Genomic DNA, 19392 nt, shown 5'->3' on the forward strand with positions numbered 1-19392 from the left:
GTTTTGTGTGGCCACGCACTTCACGGACAAAGCACGCAAACGCGGGCCACATTGTACGCCTTTTGTCACGGGCTTTACACAGTCCTTCGTTCCGTCCGTAACAAAATCAGGCGTGTTTTCGATGTAAAAAATTCGCCCTATTGATTAGATGAGCTCATCTATAAGGGTCAGGTTACGCAGCTATAAGGGCCAGGTTACGCATGACGCGTTACAGCTGAGACCTTACCGCCGCCGGCAACCCTGCCGGCTTCCCTCTCCTGCCTCGACATTCCGCGCCAACCTGTCCCCTGCCTCGACGCAGGGCACCTGGAGCGTAGCGAAAAGTGCCGCGCTCATGGGTTCCCGCGTTCGCGGGAATGACGCCGTACATCCTGTACATAACCCTGCTCCTCGGCTCTGGCATCCTGCTTCGCGCTAACTCCTGCATCCCTGCAGTCGTGCGCATCCATGCGCTCGAAGGATAAGCACATCCCTGTGCAGCACCTCTCCTGCGCATCCCTGCGCCCGCGGCATACTGTACATCCTGTACATAAAAAAACGGCACCGAAGGTGCCGTTTTCTGTTTCGCCGTCAGGTCGCCTGCGAGAGCAGCATGTTGCGGATCTTGCCGATCGCCTTGGTGGGGTTGAGCCCCTTGGGACAGACATTGACGCAGTTCATGATGCCGTGGCAGCGGAAGACGCTGAACGGGTCGTCGAGTTCCGCCAGACGTTCGCGGGTCGCGGTGTCGCGGCTGTCCGCCAGGAAGCGGTAGGCCTGCAGCAGGCCGGACGGGCCGACGAACTTGTCCGGGTTCCACCAGAACGACGGGCAGGCAGTCGAACAGCAGGCGCAGAGAATACACTCGTACAGACCGTCGAGCTCGGCGCGGTCTTCCGGCGACTGCAGTCGCTCGATAGCCGGCGCCGGCGTGTCGTTGATCAGGTACGGCTTGATCTTCTCGTACTGCTTGTAGAACTGGGTCATGTCGACCACCAGGTCACGGATGACCGGCAGGCCCGGCAGCGGGCGCAGCACCAGCTTGTCCTTCTCGACCACCGCCGACAGCGGGGTGATGCAGGCCAGGCCGTTGGTGCCGTTCATGTTCATGCCGTCGGAACCGCACACGCCTTCGCGGCAGGAGCGACGGTAGCCCAGCGACGGATCCTTGTCCTTCAGCAGCTGGAGCAGGTCCAGCACCATGATGTCCTTGCCGCCCGGGATATCGATGTGGATATCCTGCATGTACGGGGCGTCGTCGGTTTCGGGATTGTAGCGATATACACTTACCAGCATCGTAACGGCCCCTTAGTAGGTACGAATTTTCGGCGGGAAGGCATCGACCGTCTTCGGTGCGAAGTTGACCGCACGCTTGGTGATGCGCTTCTCTCCCGGAATGAACAGGGAGTGGCACAGCCAGTTTTCGTCGTCACGCTCGGTGAAGTCGTTACGGGCGTGAGCACCGCGGGACTCCTTGCGCACCTCGGCCGCGATAGCGGTGGCTTCGGCAACCTCCATGAGGTTCTCCAGCTCCAGCGCTTCGATACGGGCAGTGTTGAACGCCTTGGACTTGTCTTCCAGGTGCAGATTTTCGATCTTGCCGCGCAGTTCCTTGAGCAGACCCAGACCCTTCTGCATGCTTTCGCCGTCACGGAATACGCCGAAGTACAGCTGCATGGTGCTCTGCAGCTCCTTGCGCACCTCGGAAACCCGCTCGCCACCGGTGCTGTCGTTGAGGCGGTTGAGACGCGCCATGGCGGCATCGAGGTCGGACTCGGTCGCGTCCTGGCACTCGTAGCCTTCCTTGAGCTGCTTCTCGATGTGCAGACCGGCGGCGCGGCCGAATACCACCAGGTCGAGCAGCGAGTTGCCACCCAGACGGTTGGCGCCGTGTACGGATACGCAGGCAACCTCGCCGCAGGCGAACAGGCCGTCGATGATCTGGTCGTTGCCCTGGGCATCCAGGCCGATAGCCTGACCGCCGATGTTGGTGGCGACACCACCCATCATGTAGTGACAGGTCGGTACGACCGGGATCGGCTCCTTGACCGGGTCCGTGGCGGCGAAGGTCTTCGCCAGCTCGCAGATACCCGGCAGACGGGAGTGCAGCACTTCCTCGCCCAGGTGGTCGAGCTTCAGGAAGACGTGATCGCCTTCCGGACCGCAGCCGCGGCCATCGAGGATCTCGAGAATCATGGAGCGTGCGACGACGTCACGACCGGCAAGGTCCTTGGCGTTCGGCGCGTAACGCTCCATGAAGCGCTCGCCGTCCTTGTTGACCAGGTAGCCACCCTCGCCACGGCAGCCCTCGGTCACGAGAACGCCGGCGCCGGCGATGCCGGTCGGGTGGAACTGCCACATTTCCATGTCCTGAGCCGGAACGCCGGCACGCATGGCCATGCCCATGCCGTCGCCGGTGTTGATCAGGGCGTTAGTGGTGGACGCGTAGATACGGCCGGCACCGCCGGTCGCCAGTACGGTGGCCTTGGCCTTGATGTAGACGGTCTCGCCGGTCTCGATGCAGATGGCGATACAGCCGACGATGGCGCCCTGGGCGTTCTTGACCAGGTCCACGGCGTACCATTCGTTGAGGAAGGTGGTACCGGCTTTCAGGTTGCCCTGATACAGGGTGTGCAGCAGCGCGTGACCGGTACGGTCGGCTGCGGCGCAGGTACGGGCAGCCTGACCGCCCTCACCGAAGTTCTTGGACTGACCGCCGAACGGGCGCTGGTAGATGCGGCCGGTTTCGGTACGGGAGAACGGCAGACCCATGTGGTCCAGCTCGAACACGGCCTGCGGACCGACCGAGCACATGTACTCGATAGCGTCCTGGTCACCGATGTAATCGGAGCCCTTGACGGTATCGTACATGTGCCAGCGCCAGTCATCGTTCGGATCGGCACTGGCGATGGCGCAGGTGATACCGCCCTGAGCGGACACGGTGTGTGAACGTGTCGGGAAGACCTTGGTGACGCAAGCGGTGTTCAAACCGGACTGGGCCAGCTGCAGCGCGGCGCGCATACCGGCACCGCCGCCACCGACCACGATAGCGTCGAAAGAAAGCGTGCGCAGTTTAGACATTGATTAGATACCCCACAGAATCTGAATGCCCCAGACGACATAGATGAAGGTCAGCAGACCGCAAACGGACTGGAACACGAAACGCGCGCCAGTGGGCTTGATGTAGTCGGTCGATACGGACCAGAGGCCGATCCAGGCGTGCGCTGCCATCGACAGCAGAGCCAGCAGGGTGAAAATGCGCATCGCCGTACCTTCGAACAGGCCTTTCCACTGTTCGTAGGTCGGCACGTCGCCGAAGGCGAGATAACAGACCATAAAGACGGTGTAGGCAACCAGAACGAGAGCGGTTACCCGCTGAATCATCCAGTCGTACAGACCGCTACGGCCAAAGCTAGTGATACTGGTTACCATACCCATACTCCCGCAAGAAGGACTGCCACAGCGCCGGCTATCAGAGTCACTTTCGCCGCCAAACGACCGGTCTCCAGTTCCTCACAGTAGCCCGCATCCATTACCAGGTGCTTGATACCGGCCAGGCAGTGGTAGCCCAGCGCGGAGATCAGTCCCCAGGCAATCAGCTTTGCAAAGAAGCTACCTTCGAACATGGCAACTGCTTCGTTAAATCCAGCCTCGGATTCCAGAGACAGGCCCAATGCATAAAGCATAAAGATAGCGCCGAAGAACAACGCTACACCTGTTATGCGATGCAAAATGGACGAAATCGCCGGAAGGGGCTGTTTTATAGTTCGCAGATCTAGGTTTACAGGTCTTTTTTTGTTCACGGCTCTTGTTCACACTTTGCTGTCCTATTGCAGGACAGGGTTGCTAGGAAGTGCGCAGAGAGTAAATACCCCTGTCGTCGCAGTTGCGAAAACGGCCGATTAATCATCGGCAGCCCCCGCCACTTCGGTGCGAGAGTATAAGCACTTGGTCTACATATTACAATCAAGGCCCAGTGGCCAGACACCGCAAGAATAAAGGATTTCCCGCAAAAATTGCGCGTTATACGACTAATGATCTAGAAACGGATCTAACCGGAATTTGACATAACAGCGCTTTGCTGCACTGCAATGAACGGGCCTTCCATCCAATTGACAATCCTGCTCCAATCTCTATATTGGGTGGGTCCTAATTGGGGCCCAAACATTACAGTTACGACACGCCACGAGCGTGTTGCGCCAATCCCTACGACAAAGATAGGAGCCGCTAATGGCTGACAAGAAAGCACGGTTGACAGTCGACGGTCTGGATGAAGCTATCGAGCTACCCGTTTATTCCGGCACTGAAGGCCCTGACGTGATCGACGTTCGCCCGCTGACCGGCAAAGGCCTGTTCACGTACGATCCCGGCTTCGTCTCCACAGCTGCCTGCGAGTCGAAAATCACCTATATCGACGGCGAAAAGGGCATCCTACTGCACGGGGGCTACCCGATCGAACAACTGGCAGAGCACTCCGACTACCTGGAGACCTGCTACCTGCTGCTCAACGGCGAACTGCCAAACGCGGAAGAAAAGGAAAAGTTCGTCAGCATCGTCAAGAACCACACCATGGTTCACGAGCAGATGAGCCACTTCTTCAACGGTTTCCGCCGCGACGCTCACCCGATGGCCATCATGGTCGCCTGCGTCGGCGCCCTGTCCGCGTTCTACCACGACTCGCTGGACATCAACGATGCCCACCATCGTGAAGTCTGCGCCTTCCGCCTGATCGCAAAAATGCCCACCCTGGCAGCCATGTGCTACAAGTACTCGATCGGCCAGCCGTTCATGTACCCGCGCAACGAACTGGGCTACGCTGAGAACTTCCTGCACATGATGTTCGGCACCCCGTGCGAAGAGTACAAGCCGAGCCCGGTTCTGGCCAAGGCAATGGACCGCATCTTCCTGCTGCACGCCGACCACGAGCAGAACGCCTCCACCTCCACGGTACGCCTGGCGGGCTCCTCCGGTGCCAACCCCTTCGCCTGTATTTCCTCCGGCATTGCTGCCCTCTGGGGACCGGCACACGGCGGCGCCAACGAAGCGGTACTGACCATGCTCGAGGAGATCGGCGACGAAGCCAACATCCCCGAGTTCATCGAACGCGCCAAGGATCCGGAAGACCCCTTCCGCCTGATGGGCTTCGGCCACCGCGTCTACCGCAACTTCGACCCGCGCGCCAAGGTCATGAAGGCCACCTGCGACCAGGTACTGGCCGAGCTCGGCGTCGAGGACGAGCCGCTGCTGAAGATCGCCAAGCGTCTGGAGCAGATCGCGCTGGAAGACGAATACTTCGTCGAGCGCAAGCTGTACCCGAACGTCGACTTCTACTCCGGCATCATCCTCAAGGCCATCGGCATTCCGACCAGCATGTTCACCGTGATCTTCGCGCTGTCGCGCACCATCGGCTGGATCTCACACTGGAACGAATTCCACAGCAGCCCGAACCGCATCGGCCGTCCGCGCCAGCTCTACACCGGTCCGCAGAAACGCGATTATCCGGCTTAAGCCAGGCAACGAACCGCAGGCAACAAAAAGGGCGTCCCTCTCGGGCGCCCTTTTTTGTTGCTCGCACTGTCGTTAAGTTAATGTGTAGGGTGCCGGTAAGCGAAGCGCACCGAACCGAACCGAACCGTCGAGAATGGTGCGCATCGCTGCGCTCAGCAGCACCCTACGCGAAGCGAACTGCGCCGAATGGCACGGCACGTTTCGCTGCGCTCAAGGTGCCCTACGCGAACTGCGCCAAGCTTCGCGGCGGGGCGCCGCTCCTACGGGTGTGTCGGGGCCCGGTGGCGTTCGTAGTCGCGCACCCAAACTTACGGGCACTGCCCCGCGACGAACAACCTGCCGCGAATGCCCCGTCGCGAGTTACTCGATAGAGGTGGCTTCGATGCGGTGGATGCTGAGGTCGGCGCCGTTGAATTCCTCTTCCTGGCTCAGGCGCAGGCCGGCCAGCACCTTGATACCGCCGTACACGACCAGACCGCCAATCAACGCCACCAGAATCCCCGCCAGGGTGCCGATCAGCTGCGAGGTCAGGCTGACGCCGCCGAGACCGCCGAGCGCCTCGCTGCCGAAGATACCGGCGGCGATACCGCCCCAGGCACCACAGACGCCGTGCAACGGCCAGACACCCAGCACATCGTCGATCTTCCAGCGATTCTGCATCAGCGTGAACAGCCAGACGAAAATGGCGCCGGCGATACCGCCTACCGCCAATGCACCGATCGGGTGCAGCACATCGGAGCCCGCGCAGACGGCGACCAGCCCGGCCAGCGGACCGTTATGGATAAAGCCGGGGTCGTTACGGCCCAGAACCAGCGCGACAACGATCCCCCCCACCATCGCCATCAGGCTGTTGACCGCGACCAGACCGGAAATGCCGTCCAGTGTCTGCGCCGACATGACGTTGAAGCCGAACCAGCCGATACAGAGCACCCAGGCGCCCAGGGCCAGAAACGGAATGTTCGACGGCGGAAAAGCCACCAACCGGTCACCGCGATAGCGACCGTTGCGGTTGCCGAGCAGCAGAACCGCCACCAGCGCGATCCAGCCGCCGACACCGTGCACCACGACGGAACCGGCAAAATCGTGAAAACCGGCGCCGAAACTCGACTCCAGCCAGGACTGGAAGCCGAAATTGCCGTTCCAGATCAAGCCTTCGAAAAACGGGTATACCAGCGCCACGCAGAGTGCCGAGGCGCTAAGCATCGGCCAGAAGCGCGCGCGCTCGGCGATGCCGCCGGAGATGATCGCCGGAATGGCCGCGGCAAAGGTCATCAGGAAGAAGAACTTCACCAGCGCGTAGCCGTTGTTGGCCGCGAGCGTCGCGGCATCGTCGAAAAAGGTGATGCCGTAGGCGATCCAGTAGCCGACGAAGAAATAGGCCACCGCCGAGAAACCGAAGTCGGTCATGATCTTGACCAGGGCATTGACCTGATTCTTGTGCCGGACGGTACCGACCTCGAGAAAGGCAAAACCCGCGTGCATGGCAAAGACCATGATCGCACCCAGCAATATAAATAGCGTATTCGAACTCTGTACCAGAGTTTCCACTGCGCTGTTGACTGCTTCCACAGACCCTCTCCTTCAATGGCTCTTACTGCACACTAACAGTGCATTTTATTATTCAGAGTTTCATTCTGGTGCATTTTTGGCCAGTACGCACAAGCGAAGCCGCCCCGATTCAAGACAGGCCCGATCGGTCCGGAACACCAACGTGATACTGGCTTCGGCGCTCGATACTGCAACAGTCACAGCACCTGTTTGGCGCACACCAGCCACTAAGACCCCAAGTTAGTGCAGAATCCGTGCCATTTATTGAGGCACAGCCGCAACTGGCAGTGCCTGAGGAGGGAAGCAGAACGACCGCCGGCGTTATCCAGCCGGCGGGCGACTACATGAAGCAGAGGTGCTTGAGCATTGACCGCAGGACAATGCGAGCTCCACAGAAGCCCGCACATCCATGCACTTGCGCCCGCTGTTGCGGGGGACTGGCAAACAGGCAGGGAACCTGTTTGCCAGCCAGGTCAAAACGTGGGCGCACCCGCTCAACCGCGGTGGCGAATCTCGAAGCAGACGTGAATACCGCTGCTGCGCTTGAAGTCCGGGTCCAGGGTTTGGGCGGTGATATCGCGAATATCGAACTCGGCCAGGGCCTCGTAATCGAGACTGAAGCGACGGTAATTATTGGAAAAGATCAGCAGGCCGCCGGGGCGCAGCCGCGCCATGGCCCCTCGCACCAGAGCAACGTGGTCGCGCTGAATATCCAGCACATCCGCCATGCGCTTGGAGTTGGAGAAGGTCGGCGGATCCATGAAAATCAGGTCATAGCGCTGCGGGTGTCGCTCCTGCAGCCAGCGCGTGCAGTCTGCCTGGATAAAGTGATGCGGCCCGCCGCCAAAGCCGTTCAGCGACATGTTCTTCATCGCCCAGGCCAGATAGGTCGCAGACATGTCGACACTGGTGGTGGAGGCGGCGCCGCCTACCGCCGCGTGCACTGTCGCGGCGCCGGTGTAGCAGAACAGATTCAGCACGTCCTTGCCCGAGGCCTGCGCCTGTATCATGCGCCGCACCGGGCGGTGATCCAGAAACAGGCCGGTATCGAGATAGTCGTGCAGGTTCACACGCAGCCGGCAGCCGTGTTCCTGCACCTCGAAGAAGTAGTCGCTCTGCCCCTGGCGCTCGTACTGACTGCTGCCCTGCTGGCGCTTGCGCTGCTTGAGCACCACCCGCTCCGGCGGCACTTCCAGCACCTGCGACACCGCCGCGACCGCGTCCTGCAGCCGGTCGAAGGCCTTCAGCGGATCGACCGAGCGCGGCGGCGCGTATTCCTGCACCTGCACCCAGTCGCCGTAACGGTCCACCGCCACCGCGTACTCCGGCATATCGGCATCGTACAGGCGATAGCACTCGATACCTTCGCGCCGCACCCACTTCGACAGCGCCTTGATGTTCTTCTTGAGCCGGTTGGCGAACATCTGCGCCTGCTCGTTCAGCTGGACAACGCCCTCCTCCGGCAGCGGACGGTCGCGCTCGGCATAAAGGGTGTAGAGGAACAGGCGACACTCGATGGCGCCGTTGTACAGCTTGTACTGACGATCTGCCTTGAGACCGATGGCGCGACACTGATCCGGATTGCCGCTGAACACCGCCACCTGCCAGCCGCCGAAGCTGCGCTTGAGCCGCTCGCCCATCTGGCGATACATGAACATCAGCTCGGAGTGCTCGCCGATACGCTCGGCGTACGGAGGGTTGGTCACCAGCAGCCCCGGACCCTCGAGCGGCGGCGACAGCTCCACCATATCCTGCTCGCGCCAGTCGATCAGCTCTCCGATACCCGCGCGTGCGGCATTGTCCTGCGCCCGCTGCAACACTTCCGGATCGCGATCGCGGCCGAAGAACTTCACCTGCAACGCCTCGAGTCCCCTTTCACGCCGCTCCCCGGCCTCCTGCAGCAGCGGTTTCCAGATCGACTTGTCGTGACCGAGCCAGCGGCTGAAGCCGAAGCGCTGACGCAGCAGCCCCGGGGCGATGTCGGCCGCCATCAGTACCGCCTCTATCAGCAGCGTGCCGGAGCCGCACATGGGATCGAGCAGCTGCGGATGGCTCTGCGCCAGCTGCGGCCAGCCGGCCCGGTACAGTACCGCTGCCGCCAGGTTCTCCTTCATCGGCGCCAGCCCCGCCTGCTTGCGATAGCCGCGCCGGTGCAGGCTTTCGCCCGACAGGTCCAGCGCGACGCTGAGTTTGCCCCGGCCCAAGTGCACGCTGATGCGCAGGTCGGGCTGACGCCGGTCGACTGCCGGCCGGCTGCCGGTCTTTTCCCGCACCTGGTCGACGATGGCGTCCTTGACGCGCTGCGCACCGAAGTGGGTGTTGACGATTTTGCTCGAGCGGCCGGTGAAGTCCACCATCAGCGTGCCCGCCGGACGCAGGTGCTCCAGCCAGTCGACCTGCTGCACCGCCCGATAGAGGTCGTCGGCACTGTCGACATCGGCCTCCGCCAGCGGCAGCAGCACCCGGTTCGCCAGCCGCGACCAGAGGCAGATGCGATAGGCATCCTCCAGGCCGCCTTCGACCGACACCCCAGCCGGCGTTTCCTTGGTCACCGCGACGCCCAGCGCCGACAATTCCTCCCGAAGCAGGCCTTCGATGCCCTTCGGGCAGGTTACAAACAGATTCATCCGTTTCGCTCTTGAGTTGACGTCAGACCGCCGCTGCGCGGGCGCCGGCCTTTAACAATAGTTTCATTCAAAGGTAACTGTTTTTTAATGAAAACTTTTCAGCCACCGCCTGCTGCTTGCGACACCGTTATAAGCCTTTGATTAAATAGCGCTTTCTGTTTCTTATAACCGAAAGCTCTATGGCAGCCCGGCAGTCAATAGCTTTTTTGGATCGTAAGCGCGCCCGATTTCCGATATCAATGAAGACTGTGGTTGCCGAAAGGCAGTCCACGGCTTCGGGGGTCGGCTCGAGAGCACCGGCCCCGAAAGAGAATTATAGAGAGGCGTACTATGAGAAGACAGAAACGCGACAAAACCTCTACTCTGTTCAATCGCGGTTTCCAGGCTGGTTTGGAAGGAAAGTCCATGAGTAGTTGTCCTGTCAGCGAAACTGACATGCGCAGCCACTGGATGAGCGGATGGCGCGAGGGACGGGATGCCCACTGGAGCGGCCAATCCGGCGTCTCGGCCATACAGGCCAATCCCTCCTTTCACTGACTCTCGACCCGGTCTCACACCCTGACCGGTTAAGGCAAGGCTCCCAAAAGGGAGCCTTTTGCGTTTCAGGGCTAGGCGTCAGGGTCCGGTGCGCTGCCTCAGCGCCCCTGCGTTTTCATCTGACGAATCGCTTCCACCGACTCGGCCACCAGCTCCGGCCCACGGTAGATGAAGCCGGTGTAGATCTGCACCAGACTCGCCCCCGCCTCGATCTTCTCCGCCGCATCGAAGCCCTCGGTGATGCCGCCAACGCCGATGATCGGCAGGGCACCGTCAAGCTCGCTCGCCAGCTGGCGGATGGTGCGGGTGGAACGGTTGCGTACCGGCGCACCGCTCAGCCCCCCCTCCTCGCGCCGCAGCGGCGAGTCCTCGACCCCGTCCCGGGACAGGGTGGTGTTGGTGGCGATCACGGCGTCCATCTCGTAGGTCTTGAGCGCCTTGGCCACCATCGCGATCTCTTCTTCGTTCATGTCCGGCGCGATCTTGACCGCTATCGGCACGTATTTGTCGTGCAGACGCGCAAGCCTCGCCTGCTCGCCCTTGAGCCGGTTGAGCAGACTGTTGAGCGAATCGCCAAACTGCAGACTGCGCAGACCGGGGGTATTGGGCGAGGAAATATTGACGGTGATGTAGCTGGCGCGGGGATAGACCTTGCGCATGCAGTAGACGTAATCCTCGTCGGCCTTCTCGTTGGGGGTATCCTTGTTCTTGCCGATATTGATACCCAGCACTCCGGTATAGCGGGTGCGCTCGAGATTTTTCAGCAGCTGATCGACGCCCTGGTTATTGAACCCCATACGGTTGATGATCGCCGAGTGCTCCGGGATACGGAACAGGCGGGGTTTGGGGTTGCCCGTTTGTGGCCGCGGCGTGACGGTGCCCACCTCGATGAAACCGAAGCCCATCGCCGCGAGTCCGTCGATGGCGCTGCCGTTCTTGTCCAGGCCCGCCGCCAGTCCGACCGGGTTGGGAAAGCGAATACCCATGACCTCCACCGGAAAGCTCTCGGCGCGAGCGCCGAACATGCGGTGCAGTCCCAGGTTCGCCACCAGGTTCATGCCGCCGAGCGCCAGCTCGTGCGACAGCTCCGGTTCCAGTCTGAACATCGAGTAACGTGCGAGCTGATACAACATCGATTATCCATAGGGTTGCAGAAATAAGGCGGCATTATAGGCGACGTAACAGTATCTGAACACCCGAAGACAGCCGTCTTAACGCAGTTGCACAATATGCCGGAAACGCCCCTGGTCGTCGAAGTCGATCCTAAAACGGCCGTGAACGCCCTGGTGCAGCACGAATGGCTGCAGGATTCGGGCCGGAAAGCGCACACGGCGCCCGTCGCTGGCCACCGCCAGTACCTGGGTTTCGCGGCCGTTGCGGTAATACTGCAGATAGCGTTCCCGGTCGATGTTCAGCTCGACCACTATGCTTTGCGTCATCGGAATCCGGTCTGTATTCAGGCCCCGCTGTAACTGCTGTTCCGGGCCAGGTCGAAGAGCTCGCGAATCGCCACCGTGTACATCGAGTACTCGGTCCGCCCGGCACTGCGCAGTTCGGTCAGCAGGTAACGCCAGCGCTCGACCTGGGCGCGGTTTCGCTCCAGCCAGTCCGCCAGCAGCTTCGCCATCGGCTGGCCGGGCCGGGAGCCCGCCAGCAGCGACGATACCAGCGCCCGGTGCTGCCAGTCCAGATCGTCCCGAAACGCCTCCCGCGCCAGCGCCTGCCAGTAATTTTCGACACTCAGGCCCTCGAGCAGCCCGGCGAACCAGTGCAGCTCCAGCTCCTGACCCAGGGCATAGTAGGCGCGCACCACCCTGCCCATCTTGAGCCCGTGCTCGCCCGCCACCTCGGTCAATCCCAGTATGGCGGAAAGACTGCGGCTGGCGGCGATGAGCGACGCCAGCCGCACCGGTACGCCGGCATCCGTGTAATGCACCCGGGCCGCTTCCCAGGCCTCGCGCGGAGGGCCCACCATCAGATCGCCGAGCTTGGTCGCGGTGCGCATCACCTGGTTGCCGAAGGCTCCGGCTTCGCTGGCGCAGTCCAGGGTGCCGCGGCGGTTGCGAACGAACCAGCGGGTCGCGCGCCGCGCCAGATGCTGCAGGTCATGCATCATGGCGATCTGGACATCTCCGCTGACCTGGTGGTCGAGTGCCTCGATCTGCTGCCACAGGCTCTCCAGATCGTATAGTTTGCGCACCAGAACATAGGCTCGCGCGATGGTCTCGACATCGGCGCCGGTGGACGCCTGCAGGCGATCGACGAAGTTGACCCCCATCAGGTTGACCACCTGATTGGCCAGCTGAGTGGCGATGATTTCACGCCGCAGCCGGTGCAGCCGGTACAGCGGTCCCCTGAAACGCCGCACCAGCCGGTCGGGAAAGGCGGTTTCCAGCTCGGGCTGCATAAAAGGGTCGTCCGGCAACGTCGAGCCGAGCAACCGCTCCTGCAGTTCCGACTTGCTGTAGGACACCAGCAGCGACAGCTCGGGCCGGGTCAGCCCCTGCCCGGCGCTGTGACGCTCGGCGAGCGCCTCGTCGTCCGGCAGGAACTCCAGCCGGCGATCGAGGCGGTGACTGCTTTCCAGGTACGTCATAAAGCGCCGGAACTCGGCCATCGACTCGGCCGAACGTACCTCCATCAGACTGATCGACTGCACCTGGCGGTAGTTGTTCTGCAGTACCCGGGCCGCGACTTCGGCGGTCATGCCCTTTAGCAGCCGGTTGCGATGCTTCAGGGTCAGATCCCCGGACGTCACCAGCTCGTTCAGCAGTATCTTGATATTGACCTCGTGGTCGGAACAGTCGACGCCGCCGGCGTTATCGATGAAATCGGTATTGAGCCTGCCGCCGCCGAGCGCGTATTCGACCCGGGCCCGCTGGGTCAGTCCCAGGTTGCCGCCCTCGCCAATCACACGGCAACGCAGTTCGCAGGCATCGACACGCAGCGCATCGTTGGCCTTGTCGCCGACCTCCAGGTGCGTTTCGTCGCTGGCCTTGACGTAGGTGCCGATACCGCCGTTCCAGAGCAGGTCGACCTCGGCCTTCAAAAGCTCCGAAATCAGCTCCGCCGGGGTCAGTCGCTCGCGCCCGCAGCCCAGAAGGCTCTGTATCTGCGGACTCAGGTGCACGGATTTGGCACTGCGGTCGAAGACCCCGCCCCCCGGGGAGATCAGCGCGCTGTCATAGTCGCGCCAGCTCGAGCGCGGCAGCGCGAACAGCCGCTCGCGCTCTTTGAAGCTGGCGACCGGATCCGGCTCCGGATCGATGAAGATGTGCAGATGGTTGAACGCCGCGACCAGCATCAGGTTCTGCGACAGCAGCATGCCATTGCCGAACACATCTCCGGACATGTCGCCGATGCCCAGCACCCGGATCGGCTCGCGCTCGATATTTCGCCCCATCTCGCGAAAATGACGCTCCACCGAGACCCAGGCGCCGCGCGCGGTAATGCCCATTTTCTTGTGATCGTACCCCTGACTGCCGCCGGATGCGAAGGCATCGCCCAGCCAGTAACCGTAGGACGCGGCAATCTCGTTGGCGATATCGGAGAAGCTGGCGGTGCCCTTGTCGGCCGCCACCACCAGATAGCTGTCGGCGTCATCGTGGCAACGGACCTGCGGCGGCGCCACCGGGCGGCCCCCGACGAGGTTGTCGGTGAGATCGAGCAGGCCGCTGACGAACTGGCGATAGCAGGCAACGCCTTCGGCAAAGCGCTGCTCGCGGTCCATGTCCCCGTGAAGGCGCCTGGCGACGAAGCCACCTTTGGCACCGACCGGCACGATGACCGCGTTCTTCACCTGCTGAGCCTTGACCAGACCGAGCACCTCGGTGCGGTAGTCCTCGGGTCGCTCCGACCAGCGCAGCCCGCCACGCGCGACCTTGCCAAGGCGCAGGTGCACCCCCTCGACCCGCGGCGAATGGACGAAGATCTCGTACAGCGGGCGCGGCAGCGGCGTCTGCGGAATTTCCCGCGGCGACAGCTTCAGCGCCAGGTAGGGCCTGGCGGCGGCACCGCTGCTGTAGAAATTGACCCGTTGCGTCGCCCGGATCAGCGCCAGGTATTGCCGGATAACCCGGTCTTCGGTCAGGCTGGGCACCTGCTCGAGCCCTTCCTCTATGGACTGGATCAGAGTCGCGCCCCCGTCGCCTGCCGTGCGGGCGGGATCGAAGCGGGCGTGGAACAGCTGCACCAGCCGGCTGCACAGTTCCACCTGGTGACAGAAGGTGGCACTGATCGCATCCGCGCCGATGTTGTAATTGAGCTGTTTCAGGTAAGCGGCGTAGGCGCGCAGCACCGCCACTTCGCGATACTTGAGCTGTGCCGCCAGCACCAGACGGTTGAAGTCGTCATTTTCGGCGCGCCCGTCCCAGATCGCCAGGAAGGCATCCTGAAAATCCTCCTGCAGGTCGGGCAGACTCACCACGCGGCAGCCGACGAGCTCGAGACTGAAATCGTGTATCCAGGTGGAATCGCCGTCCAGCCGCACCTCGTAGGGGCGCTCGCCAATCACCCTCAGCCCCAGGTTTTCCAGCACCGGCAACACGTTGGACAGCGGCAGCGACTGGTGCAGATGGAACAGCTTGAAGCTGAGCGTTTCCCCCTCGCTTTCGAGGTCACGGTAAAAGCCCAGGGTCAGCGGCCGGTCATCGCCCAGCGTCATCATGTGCTGTATATCGGCAACGGCGGTACGGGCGCGAAAATCGGCGCGATAGCCCGCGGGAAAGCCCCTGCCGTATCGGCCGAACGCGCGCGTGCCCCCCTCCTCGCCGAGGGTTTCGATCAGCGCATCGTAGAGATCGTCGGTCCAGGAGCGGGCTGCCTGACACACCGCCGCCTCGACTGCCTCGACATCATAGCTATCGGTGACAAAACCGGACGCAGGACGCAGCAAGAACTGCGTTCGCGCCAGCACCGACTCGGAGAAACGGGTGTTGAAGTCGGAGCGGGTACAGCCGAGCTCGCGCAGCAGCACCGCCTCCACCCGCAGGCGATAGTCGGTACTGTAGATATCCCGCGGTGAATACACGAGGCAGGAGAAAAAGCGCCCGCAGCTGTCGCGGCGCACAAAGACGCGAATCTGACGTCGCTCCTGCATCTGCAGAATGGCGATCGCGGTACGGCACAGCTCATCCTGGCCGATCTGGAAGAGCTCGTCGCGCGGGTAGGTTTCGAGAATCTGCAACAGGGCTTTCCAGTCGTGTCCGCGGGGCAGCAGACGCGAGTGCTGCAGCACCGCCTCCACCTTGCGCCGCACCAGCGGTATTCGCCGCACACTCTGGATATAGACCGAGGAGGTATAAAGGCCGAGAAAGTGCACCTCGCCGGTCAGCTGCCCGCCGGCATCGAACTGGCGCACGCCGATAATATCCGGGAAACCGGGGCGATGTATCAACGACTCGACCAGCGCTTTCGAAATCGAAAGCGGGCCCGGATCCCGACCCGGCACCACAGGCGTCTGCCCGCCGGCCAAACCCTGAGCGGCACCTTCGCGGTAAAGCCCCAGACCGCTGGCGGCAACGGCCTCGAGCCGGGCTTCGCCGGCCTCGGCGCGCAGACGATATTCCCGGTAGCCGAGCAAGACGAAATGACGCTTGAGCCAATGGAGGAATTCGGCCGCTTCCTGTTCCTCTGCCGCGCTCTTGTCCTGCGCCGCCAGGCGTTCGCGCTGGCGTTCGACAGCAGCCTGCATGGCGTCGAAGTCGTCGACCAGGGTACGAATCTGCCCCATCAGTCCGACCAGCGCCCGTTCCAGCCGCTTCAGCCGCTGCGTATCGCTGTGCCGGTCCACCTCGAGAATCACCAGCGTTTCGCGGCGCCGTCCGCGTGCTCTGGTGTCGGGAGCGAACAGTCGCTGCAGGCGATGCTCGCCATCACGCCGAATCGACAGCACCGCGTTGTGAATCGCCTTGATGGTGAGCCCGTCCCGGTCGAGCAGCATTCTCACCGAGTCGACGATAAACGGCATATCGTCGCTCAGCAGCGCAATCACCGTATGGGGCGACTGCCAGCCATGCTCCTCGACGGTGGGATTGAAGGCCCTGACTTTGGCCTCCCCGCCCGGATAATCCTGCAGAAAACGCCAGCAGGCGACGGTAGCGCCGTAAAGGTCGTCCAGACGCCATTCCCTGAGATCGGTCTGGGATGCCGAGGCATAGAAAAGCTGTGCGAATTCCACCAGCCGGGAGCGGGCTGACGCCGGCTGACGGCTGCGCAGCGTCTGGTACAGCAACGACAACTGGCGTTCAGAATCATCGCTCATGCGGTTCCCCGGGCCGGAATTGGACATTCTCGAGTCGTTTCAGGAGTATAGCAACGCGGTACGATACAGACGGGGTTAGCAACCTGTTGCCTTGAAGCGACGCCCCTCGTCGGCCTAAACTGTTTTCACTGGCACCGTTGACGTGCAACAAGTCATTGATATGGCATGGGTGTTACCCGATAATGGCCGGATACGCGAACCCTTTAGGTGTACTTACGGGCGACCGGAACCGCCGTGAAGGCCATTTCGCTCGCGGCCCGGACCGGGCCTTCCACAGCCGGCTGAACTCAGGGCGATATGCGAAAGCTGCCGTTACTATTGAACCTGATCTGTCTGCCCGTCTTCGCTGACGTGACGGCTTCACTTGATCGCCGCACGATAACCGTTCAGGATCGCGTGCGCCTGACCCTCGAAACCGACGAACGCGCCCCGCAATCCCTCGACTTCTCGCCGCTGTATCAGGATTTCCAGTTTCTCGGCAGCAGGCAGCTCAGACTGTCGAGCCATGCCAGCGGCGACAGCCGCTACCGCACCCGCTGGGAGATTCTGCTGCGCCCAAAGTCCCCGGGGGACATCGAAGTCCCGCGCCTGCAGGTCGGCACGCAGTCCAGCCGCCCGCTAAGCCTGCACGTTCTGCCGTCGGAAGCCAGCAACAGCGGCACGGAAGGCGAGCCGTTGTTCATCGAGGCCGAGCTTGACCGCCGGGAAGCCTACGTCGACAGCCAGCTGATCTACAGCGTACGCCTGTACCACGCACAGGAGCTGGCCCCCGGATCGCAGTTGAGTCCGCCACACCTGAACGGCGGCCTGATCAAGCCGCTCGGCGAGCAGCAACGCTATAACCGCCAGGTCAGCGGTCGGCAATACGAGGTCATCGAGCAACGCTTCGCCATTTTCCCGTCCAAAAGCGGTGAGCAGAGCCTCGAAGGTCCCATCTTCGAAGGCCGCAGCGCGCTCGACGGACGCCGTCTGGAACTACAGGCGCCGGCCCGGGAAATCAGCATTGCCGAGCCGGCCTACCGGAGCGCCCGCGGCTACTGGCTGCCGGCCCGCGCCGTCACGCTCGAGGACAGCGACATCCCCGAGGCGGTGATCGAGCCCAACCAGCCACTCGCCTACAGCATTACGCTGACCGCCACCGGGCTGCCCGCCGTTCGGCTACCCGACCTGGCCCCGCCGGGCACTGCGGCACTGGACGTGCAGGTCGACAGCATCGAGCTCGACGAGGAGGTCGGCGACCAGGGGCTGGTGAGCCGTCGCACCGAGCACCTGAGCCTTATTCCCCGCAGTACCGGCACCCTGGAACTGCCGCCGGTGGATCTCACCTGGTGGGACCTCTCTGCCGGGCAGGCCCGCAACGTCAGTCTGCCGGGTCGCCAGCTCCTGGTCCGCAGCGCCGGCAGCGAGCCCCCCCGGCAGGCATTCTCGGGACTTGGCTTCGAACAGGCCAGCCTGGGGCCGGGGCTGCAACAGGCACTGGACAAGAGCCGCCTGCTGATCGCACTGCTGACCCTGACCAGCCTGGTATCGTCACTGGGCTGGCTCTATACCTTCAACCATCTGCGTCTGTTGCGCCGCGAAAGCCGCCGGCAGGCACAGGAAGAAGAATTGCGCCGCCACCGCAAGCTGCTGATGGCACACCAGATGGCGGAAAAGAACACCTTTCAGGCCCTGGCGATGGCCTGCCAGCAAAACAACCCCGAGGTGGCCAAGCTGCGTCTGATCGAATGGGCGCAGAACTTCTGGCCCGACCAGCAGATTTTCAGCGGCGAGGACATCAGCGACGCGGCCCGCAGCCAGGCTCTGGATTTCCTGATTCTTGACCTCGAGCAGCACCTCTATCTCGAGGACGACATGTGGCACGGCGACCTTTTGCTCGAGGCCATCGGCAAACTCCGCGCCCGCCGGCCAGAGGGCTATGAAGACCGCCCCGCGGTCGAACTGCCCTTCGCCTCCTGAGTAGAGAGAAACCAGCCGATGACCAGAAAAGCCCACCACAGACTGGTCCGCACCCTAGGGCTCGGCGGCGTCGACCCACAGGAAAACAGCGCTGCCAGAAAGCTGGGGGCCTGGCTCGAGTGGCCGATGATTCTGGCGGCGCTGTGGATACTGGTCGACTGGTATCTGGCCAGCCAGCGCGGCAGCAGCGGCACTTACAGCCGCTATACCGATCCGCTGGTGTGGAGCTTCTTTCTGGTGGAACTGGTGTCCCTGACGCTGCTGGTCGACGACAGGCGCCGTCACCTGCGCCGCAACTGGCTCAATGTGCTGATCGTACTGGGCGGCATACCCGTCCTTATGGGGGTCGACGTCTTCTATGCCGGTCTGCTGCGCTCGCTGCGACTACTGCTGATGCTGGGTATCTTCGTGCGCGTATCGGACGACGTATACGCTATCCTCAACCGCCACAACCTCGGCACCACCCTGGCGATCGGCTTTGTCCTGCTGCTCATCGCCGGCGTGCTGATTTCCGGTATAGACCCGGCGTTCAAATCGCCGCTGGACGGTATCTGGTGGGCCTGGGTCACGGTCACCACCGTGGGCTACGGCGACCTGGTACCCACCACGACCGAAGGGCGTATCTTCGGGGCGCTGCTGATCCTGATGGGGATCGGACTGTTCTCGATGCTCACCGCCAGCTTTTCGGCCTTCTTCATCGAGCAGGACGAGAAGGCCCTCAGCCGTCGCGAGGCCGAGAACATCAAGCGCATCAGTGGCCTGGAAAACCGCCTCGAACATATCGAAAAGCAACTCGAGCACGCGGTCGCCGCACTCGAACGGATCGAGAACCGAAGCCCAAGCGACGACAACCGGAACGGGGATAAATAAGATTCATCGCGCCTTAGCGGTAAAAAGCGTCATCGAATGGGTGGAACGGCGCCTGGGCACGGTATTTCGGAATCTGACACGGTTGGGGCGCCGTGCAACCCA

Annotated in this window: 13 protein-coding genes; 4 read left to right on the forward strand and 9 right to left on the reverse strand. The window is 62.4% G+C overall.

Annotated features, from left to right (window positions below):
* Positions 1-570 precede the first annotated feature (570 nt).
* The 4 genes from IEX85_RS09480 to sdhC are packed head-to-tail and all read right to left on the reverse strand — an operon-like array spanning position 571 to position 3782.
* A complete protein-coding gene (locus tag IEX85_RS09480; RefSeq protein WP_188860344.1) occupies positions 571-1275 on the reverse strand; it encodes a succinate dehydrogenase iron-sulfur subunit in 705 nt (234 codons plus the stop codon).
* A 12-nt stretch (positions 1276-1287) separates the two neighbouring features.
* A complete protein-coding gene (sdhA, locus tag IEX85_RS09485; RefSeq protein ID WP_188860345.1) occupies positions 1288-3060 on the reverse strand; it encodes a succinate dehydrogenase flavoprotein subunit in 1773 nt (590 codons plus the stop codon).
* Between the two features lie 3 nt (positions 3061-3063).
* On the reverse strand, positions 3064-3411 hold the full coding sequence (sdhD, locus tag IEX85_RS09490) for a succinate dehydrogenase, hydrophobic membrane anchor protein (protein WP_188860346.1): 348 nt from the start codon (positions 3409-3411) through the stop codon (positions 3064-3066).
* Positions 3405-3782 carry a succinate dehydrogenase, cytochrome b556 subunit gene (sdhC, locus tag IEX85_RS09495; protein ID WP_188860347.1) on the reverse strand — a complete coding sequence of 126 codons (378 nt, stop codon included), beginning with the start codon at positions 3780-3782 and terminating at the stop codon, positions 3405-3407. The genes sdhD and sdhC overlap by 7 nt, the downstream gene beginning before the upstream one ends.
* 427 nt (positions 3783-4209) lie before the next feature.
* Between sdhC and gltA the strand changes: the two genes are divergently transcribed.
* The gene (gene gltA, locus IEX85_RS09500; protein ID WP_188860348.1) at positions 4210-5487 is read left to right on the forward strand and encodes a citrate synthase; all 1278 of its coding nucleotides are present in this window, start codon (positions 4210-4212) and stop codon (positions 5485-5487) included.
* A 360-nt stretch (positions 5488-5847) separates the two neighbouring features.
* Here the strand turns inward: gltA and IEX85_RS09505 are convergent, their stop codons facing one another.
* On the reverse strand, positions 5848-7056 hold the full coding sequence (locus tag IEX85_RS09505) for an ammonium transporter (RefSeq protein ID WP_188860349.1): 1209 nt from the start codon (positions 7054-7056) through the stop codon (positions 5848-5850).
* Between the two features lie 473 nt (positions 7057-7529).
* Positions 7530-9662 (reverse strand): bifunctional 23S rRNA (guanine(2069)-N(7))-methyltransferase RlmK/23S rRNA (guanine(2445)-N(2))-methyltransferase RlmL, encoded by a 2133-nt coding sequence (gene rlmKL, locus IEX85_RS09510; protein WP_188860350.1) that lies wholly within the window; start codon positions 9660-9662, stop codon positions 7530-7532.
* 330 nt (positions 9663-9992) lie between these two features.
* Here rlmKL and rmf point away from each other — a divergent pair, with 330 nt between their 5' ends.
* Entirely contained in the window at positions 9993-10199 is a 207-nt protein-coding gene (rmf, locus tag IEX85_RS09515) for a ribosome modulation factor (RefSeq protein WP_188860351.1), read from the forward strand.
* 98 nt (positions 10200-10297) lie between these two features.
* Here the strand turns inward: rmf and IEX85_RS09520 are convergent, their stop codons facing one another.
* The 3 genes from IEX85_RS09520 to IEX85_RS09530 form a co-directional block, all read right to left on the reverse strand.
* Complete coding sequence (locus IEX85_RS09520) at positions 10298-11332, reverse strand: quinone-dependent dihydroorotate dehydrogenase (RefSeq protein ID WP_229721862.1); 1035 nt, start codon at positions 11330-11332, stop codon at positions 10298-10300.
* A gap of 78 nt (positions 11333-11410) precedes the next feature.
* Positions 11411-11638, reverse strand: coding sequence for a DUF2835 domain-containing protein (locus IEX85_RS09525; protein ID WP_188860352.1), 228 nt, complete (start codon positions 11636-11638; stop codon positions 11411-11413).
* Between the two features lie 17 nt (positions 11639-11655).
* The gene (locus IEX85_RS09530; RefSeq protein WP_188860353.1) at positions 11656-16461 is read right to left on the reverse strand and encodes an NAD-glutamate dehydrogenase; all 4806 of its coding nucleotides are present in this window, start codon (positions 16459-16461) and stop codon (positions 11656-11658) included.
* Between the two features lie 351 nt (positions 16462-16812).
* On the opposite strand from IEX85_RS09530, the gene IEX85_RS09535 reads away from it, so the two are divergent.
* Together IEX85_RS09535 and IEX85_RS09540 are read left to right on the forward strand one after the other, a co-directional pair.
* Positions 16813-18420 (forward strand): BatD family protein, encoded by a 1608-nt coding sequence (locus IEX85_RS09535; RefSeq protein WP_188860354.1) that lies wholly within the window; start codon positions 16813-16815, stop codon positions 18418-18420.
* A gap of 18 nt (positions 18421-18438) precedes the next feature.
* Positions 18439-19290, forward strand: a complete 852-nt coding sequence (locus IEX85_RS09540; RefSeq protein WP_188860355.1) for a potassium channel family protein — start codon at positions 18439-18441, stop codon at positions 19288-19290.
* Positions 19291-19392 lie beyond the last annotated feature (102 nt).

Source organism: Marinobacterium nitratireducens (genome assembly GCF_014645375.1).
Classification (GTDB): domain Bacteria; phylum Pseudomonadota; class Gammaproteobacteria; order Pseudomonadales; family Balneatricaceae; genus Marinobacterium_A; species Marinobacterium_A nitratireducens.

Excerpts from the sequence above, each read along its gene's own strand:
- IEX85_RS09480 (WP_188860344.1), bottom strand. The coding sequence starts at position 1,275 with ATGCTGGTAAGTGTATATCGCTACAATCCCGAAACCGACGACGCCCCG.
- IEX85_RS09530 (WP_188860353.1), bottom strand. The coding sequence starts at position 16,461 with ATGAGCGATGATTCTGAACGCCAGTTGTCGTTGCTGTACCAGACGCTG.
- rmf (WP_188860351.1), top strand. The coding sequence starts at position 9,993 with ATGAGAAGACAGAAACGCGACAAAACCTCTACTCTGTTCAATCGCGGT.
- IEX85_RS09525 (WP_188860352.1), bottom strand. The coding sequence starts at position 11,638 with ATGACGCAAAGCATAGTGGTCGAGCTGAACATCGACCGGGAACGCTAT.
- IEX85_RS09540 (WP_188860355.1), top strand. The coding sequence starts at position 18,439 with ATGACCAGAAAAGCCCACCACAGACTGGTCCGCACCCTAGGGCTCGGC.
- sdhA (WP_188860345.1), bottom strand. The coding sequence starts at position 3,060 with ATGTCTAAACTGCGCACGCTTTCTTTCGACGCTATCGTGGTCGGTGGC.
- rlmKL (WP_188860350.1), bottom strand. The coding sequence starts at position 9,662 with ATGAATCTGTTTGTAACCTGCCCGAAGGGCATCGAAGGCCTGCTTCGG.
- sdhD (WP_188860346.1), bottom strand. The coding sequence starts at position 3,411 with ATGGTAACCAGTATCACTAGCTTTGGCCGTAGCGGTCTGTACGACTGG.
- IEX85_RS09520 (WP_229721862.1), bottom strand. The coding sequence starts at position 11,332 with ATGTTGTATCAGCTCGCACGTTACTCGATGTTCAGACTGGAACCGGAG.
- gltA (WP_188860348.1), top strand. The coding sequence starts at position 4,210 with ATGGCTGACAAGAAAGCACGGTTGACAGTCGACGGTCTGGATGAAGCT.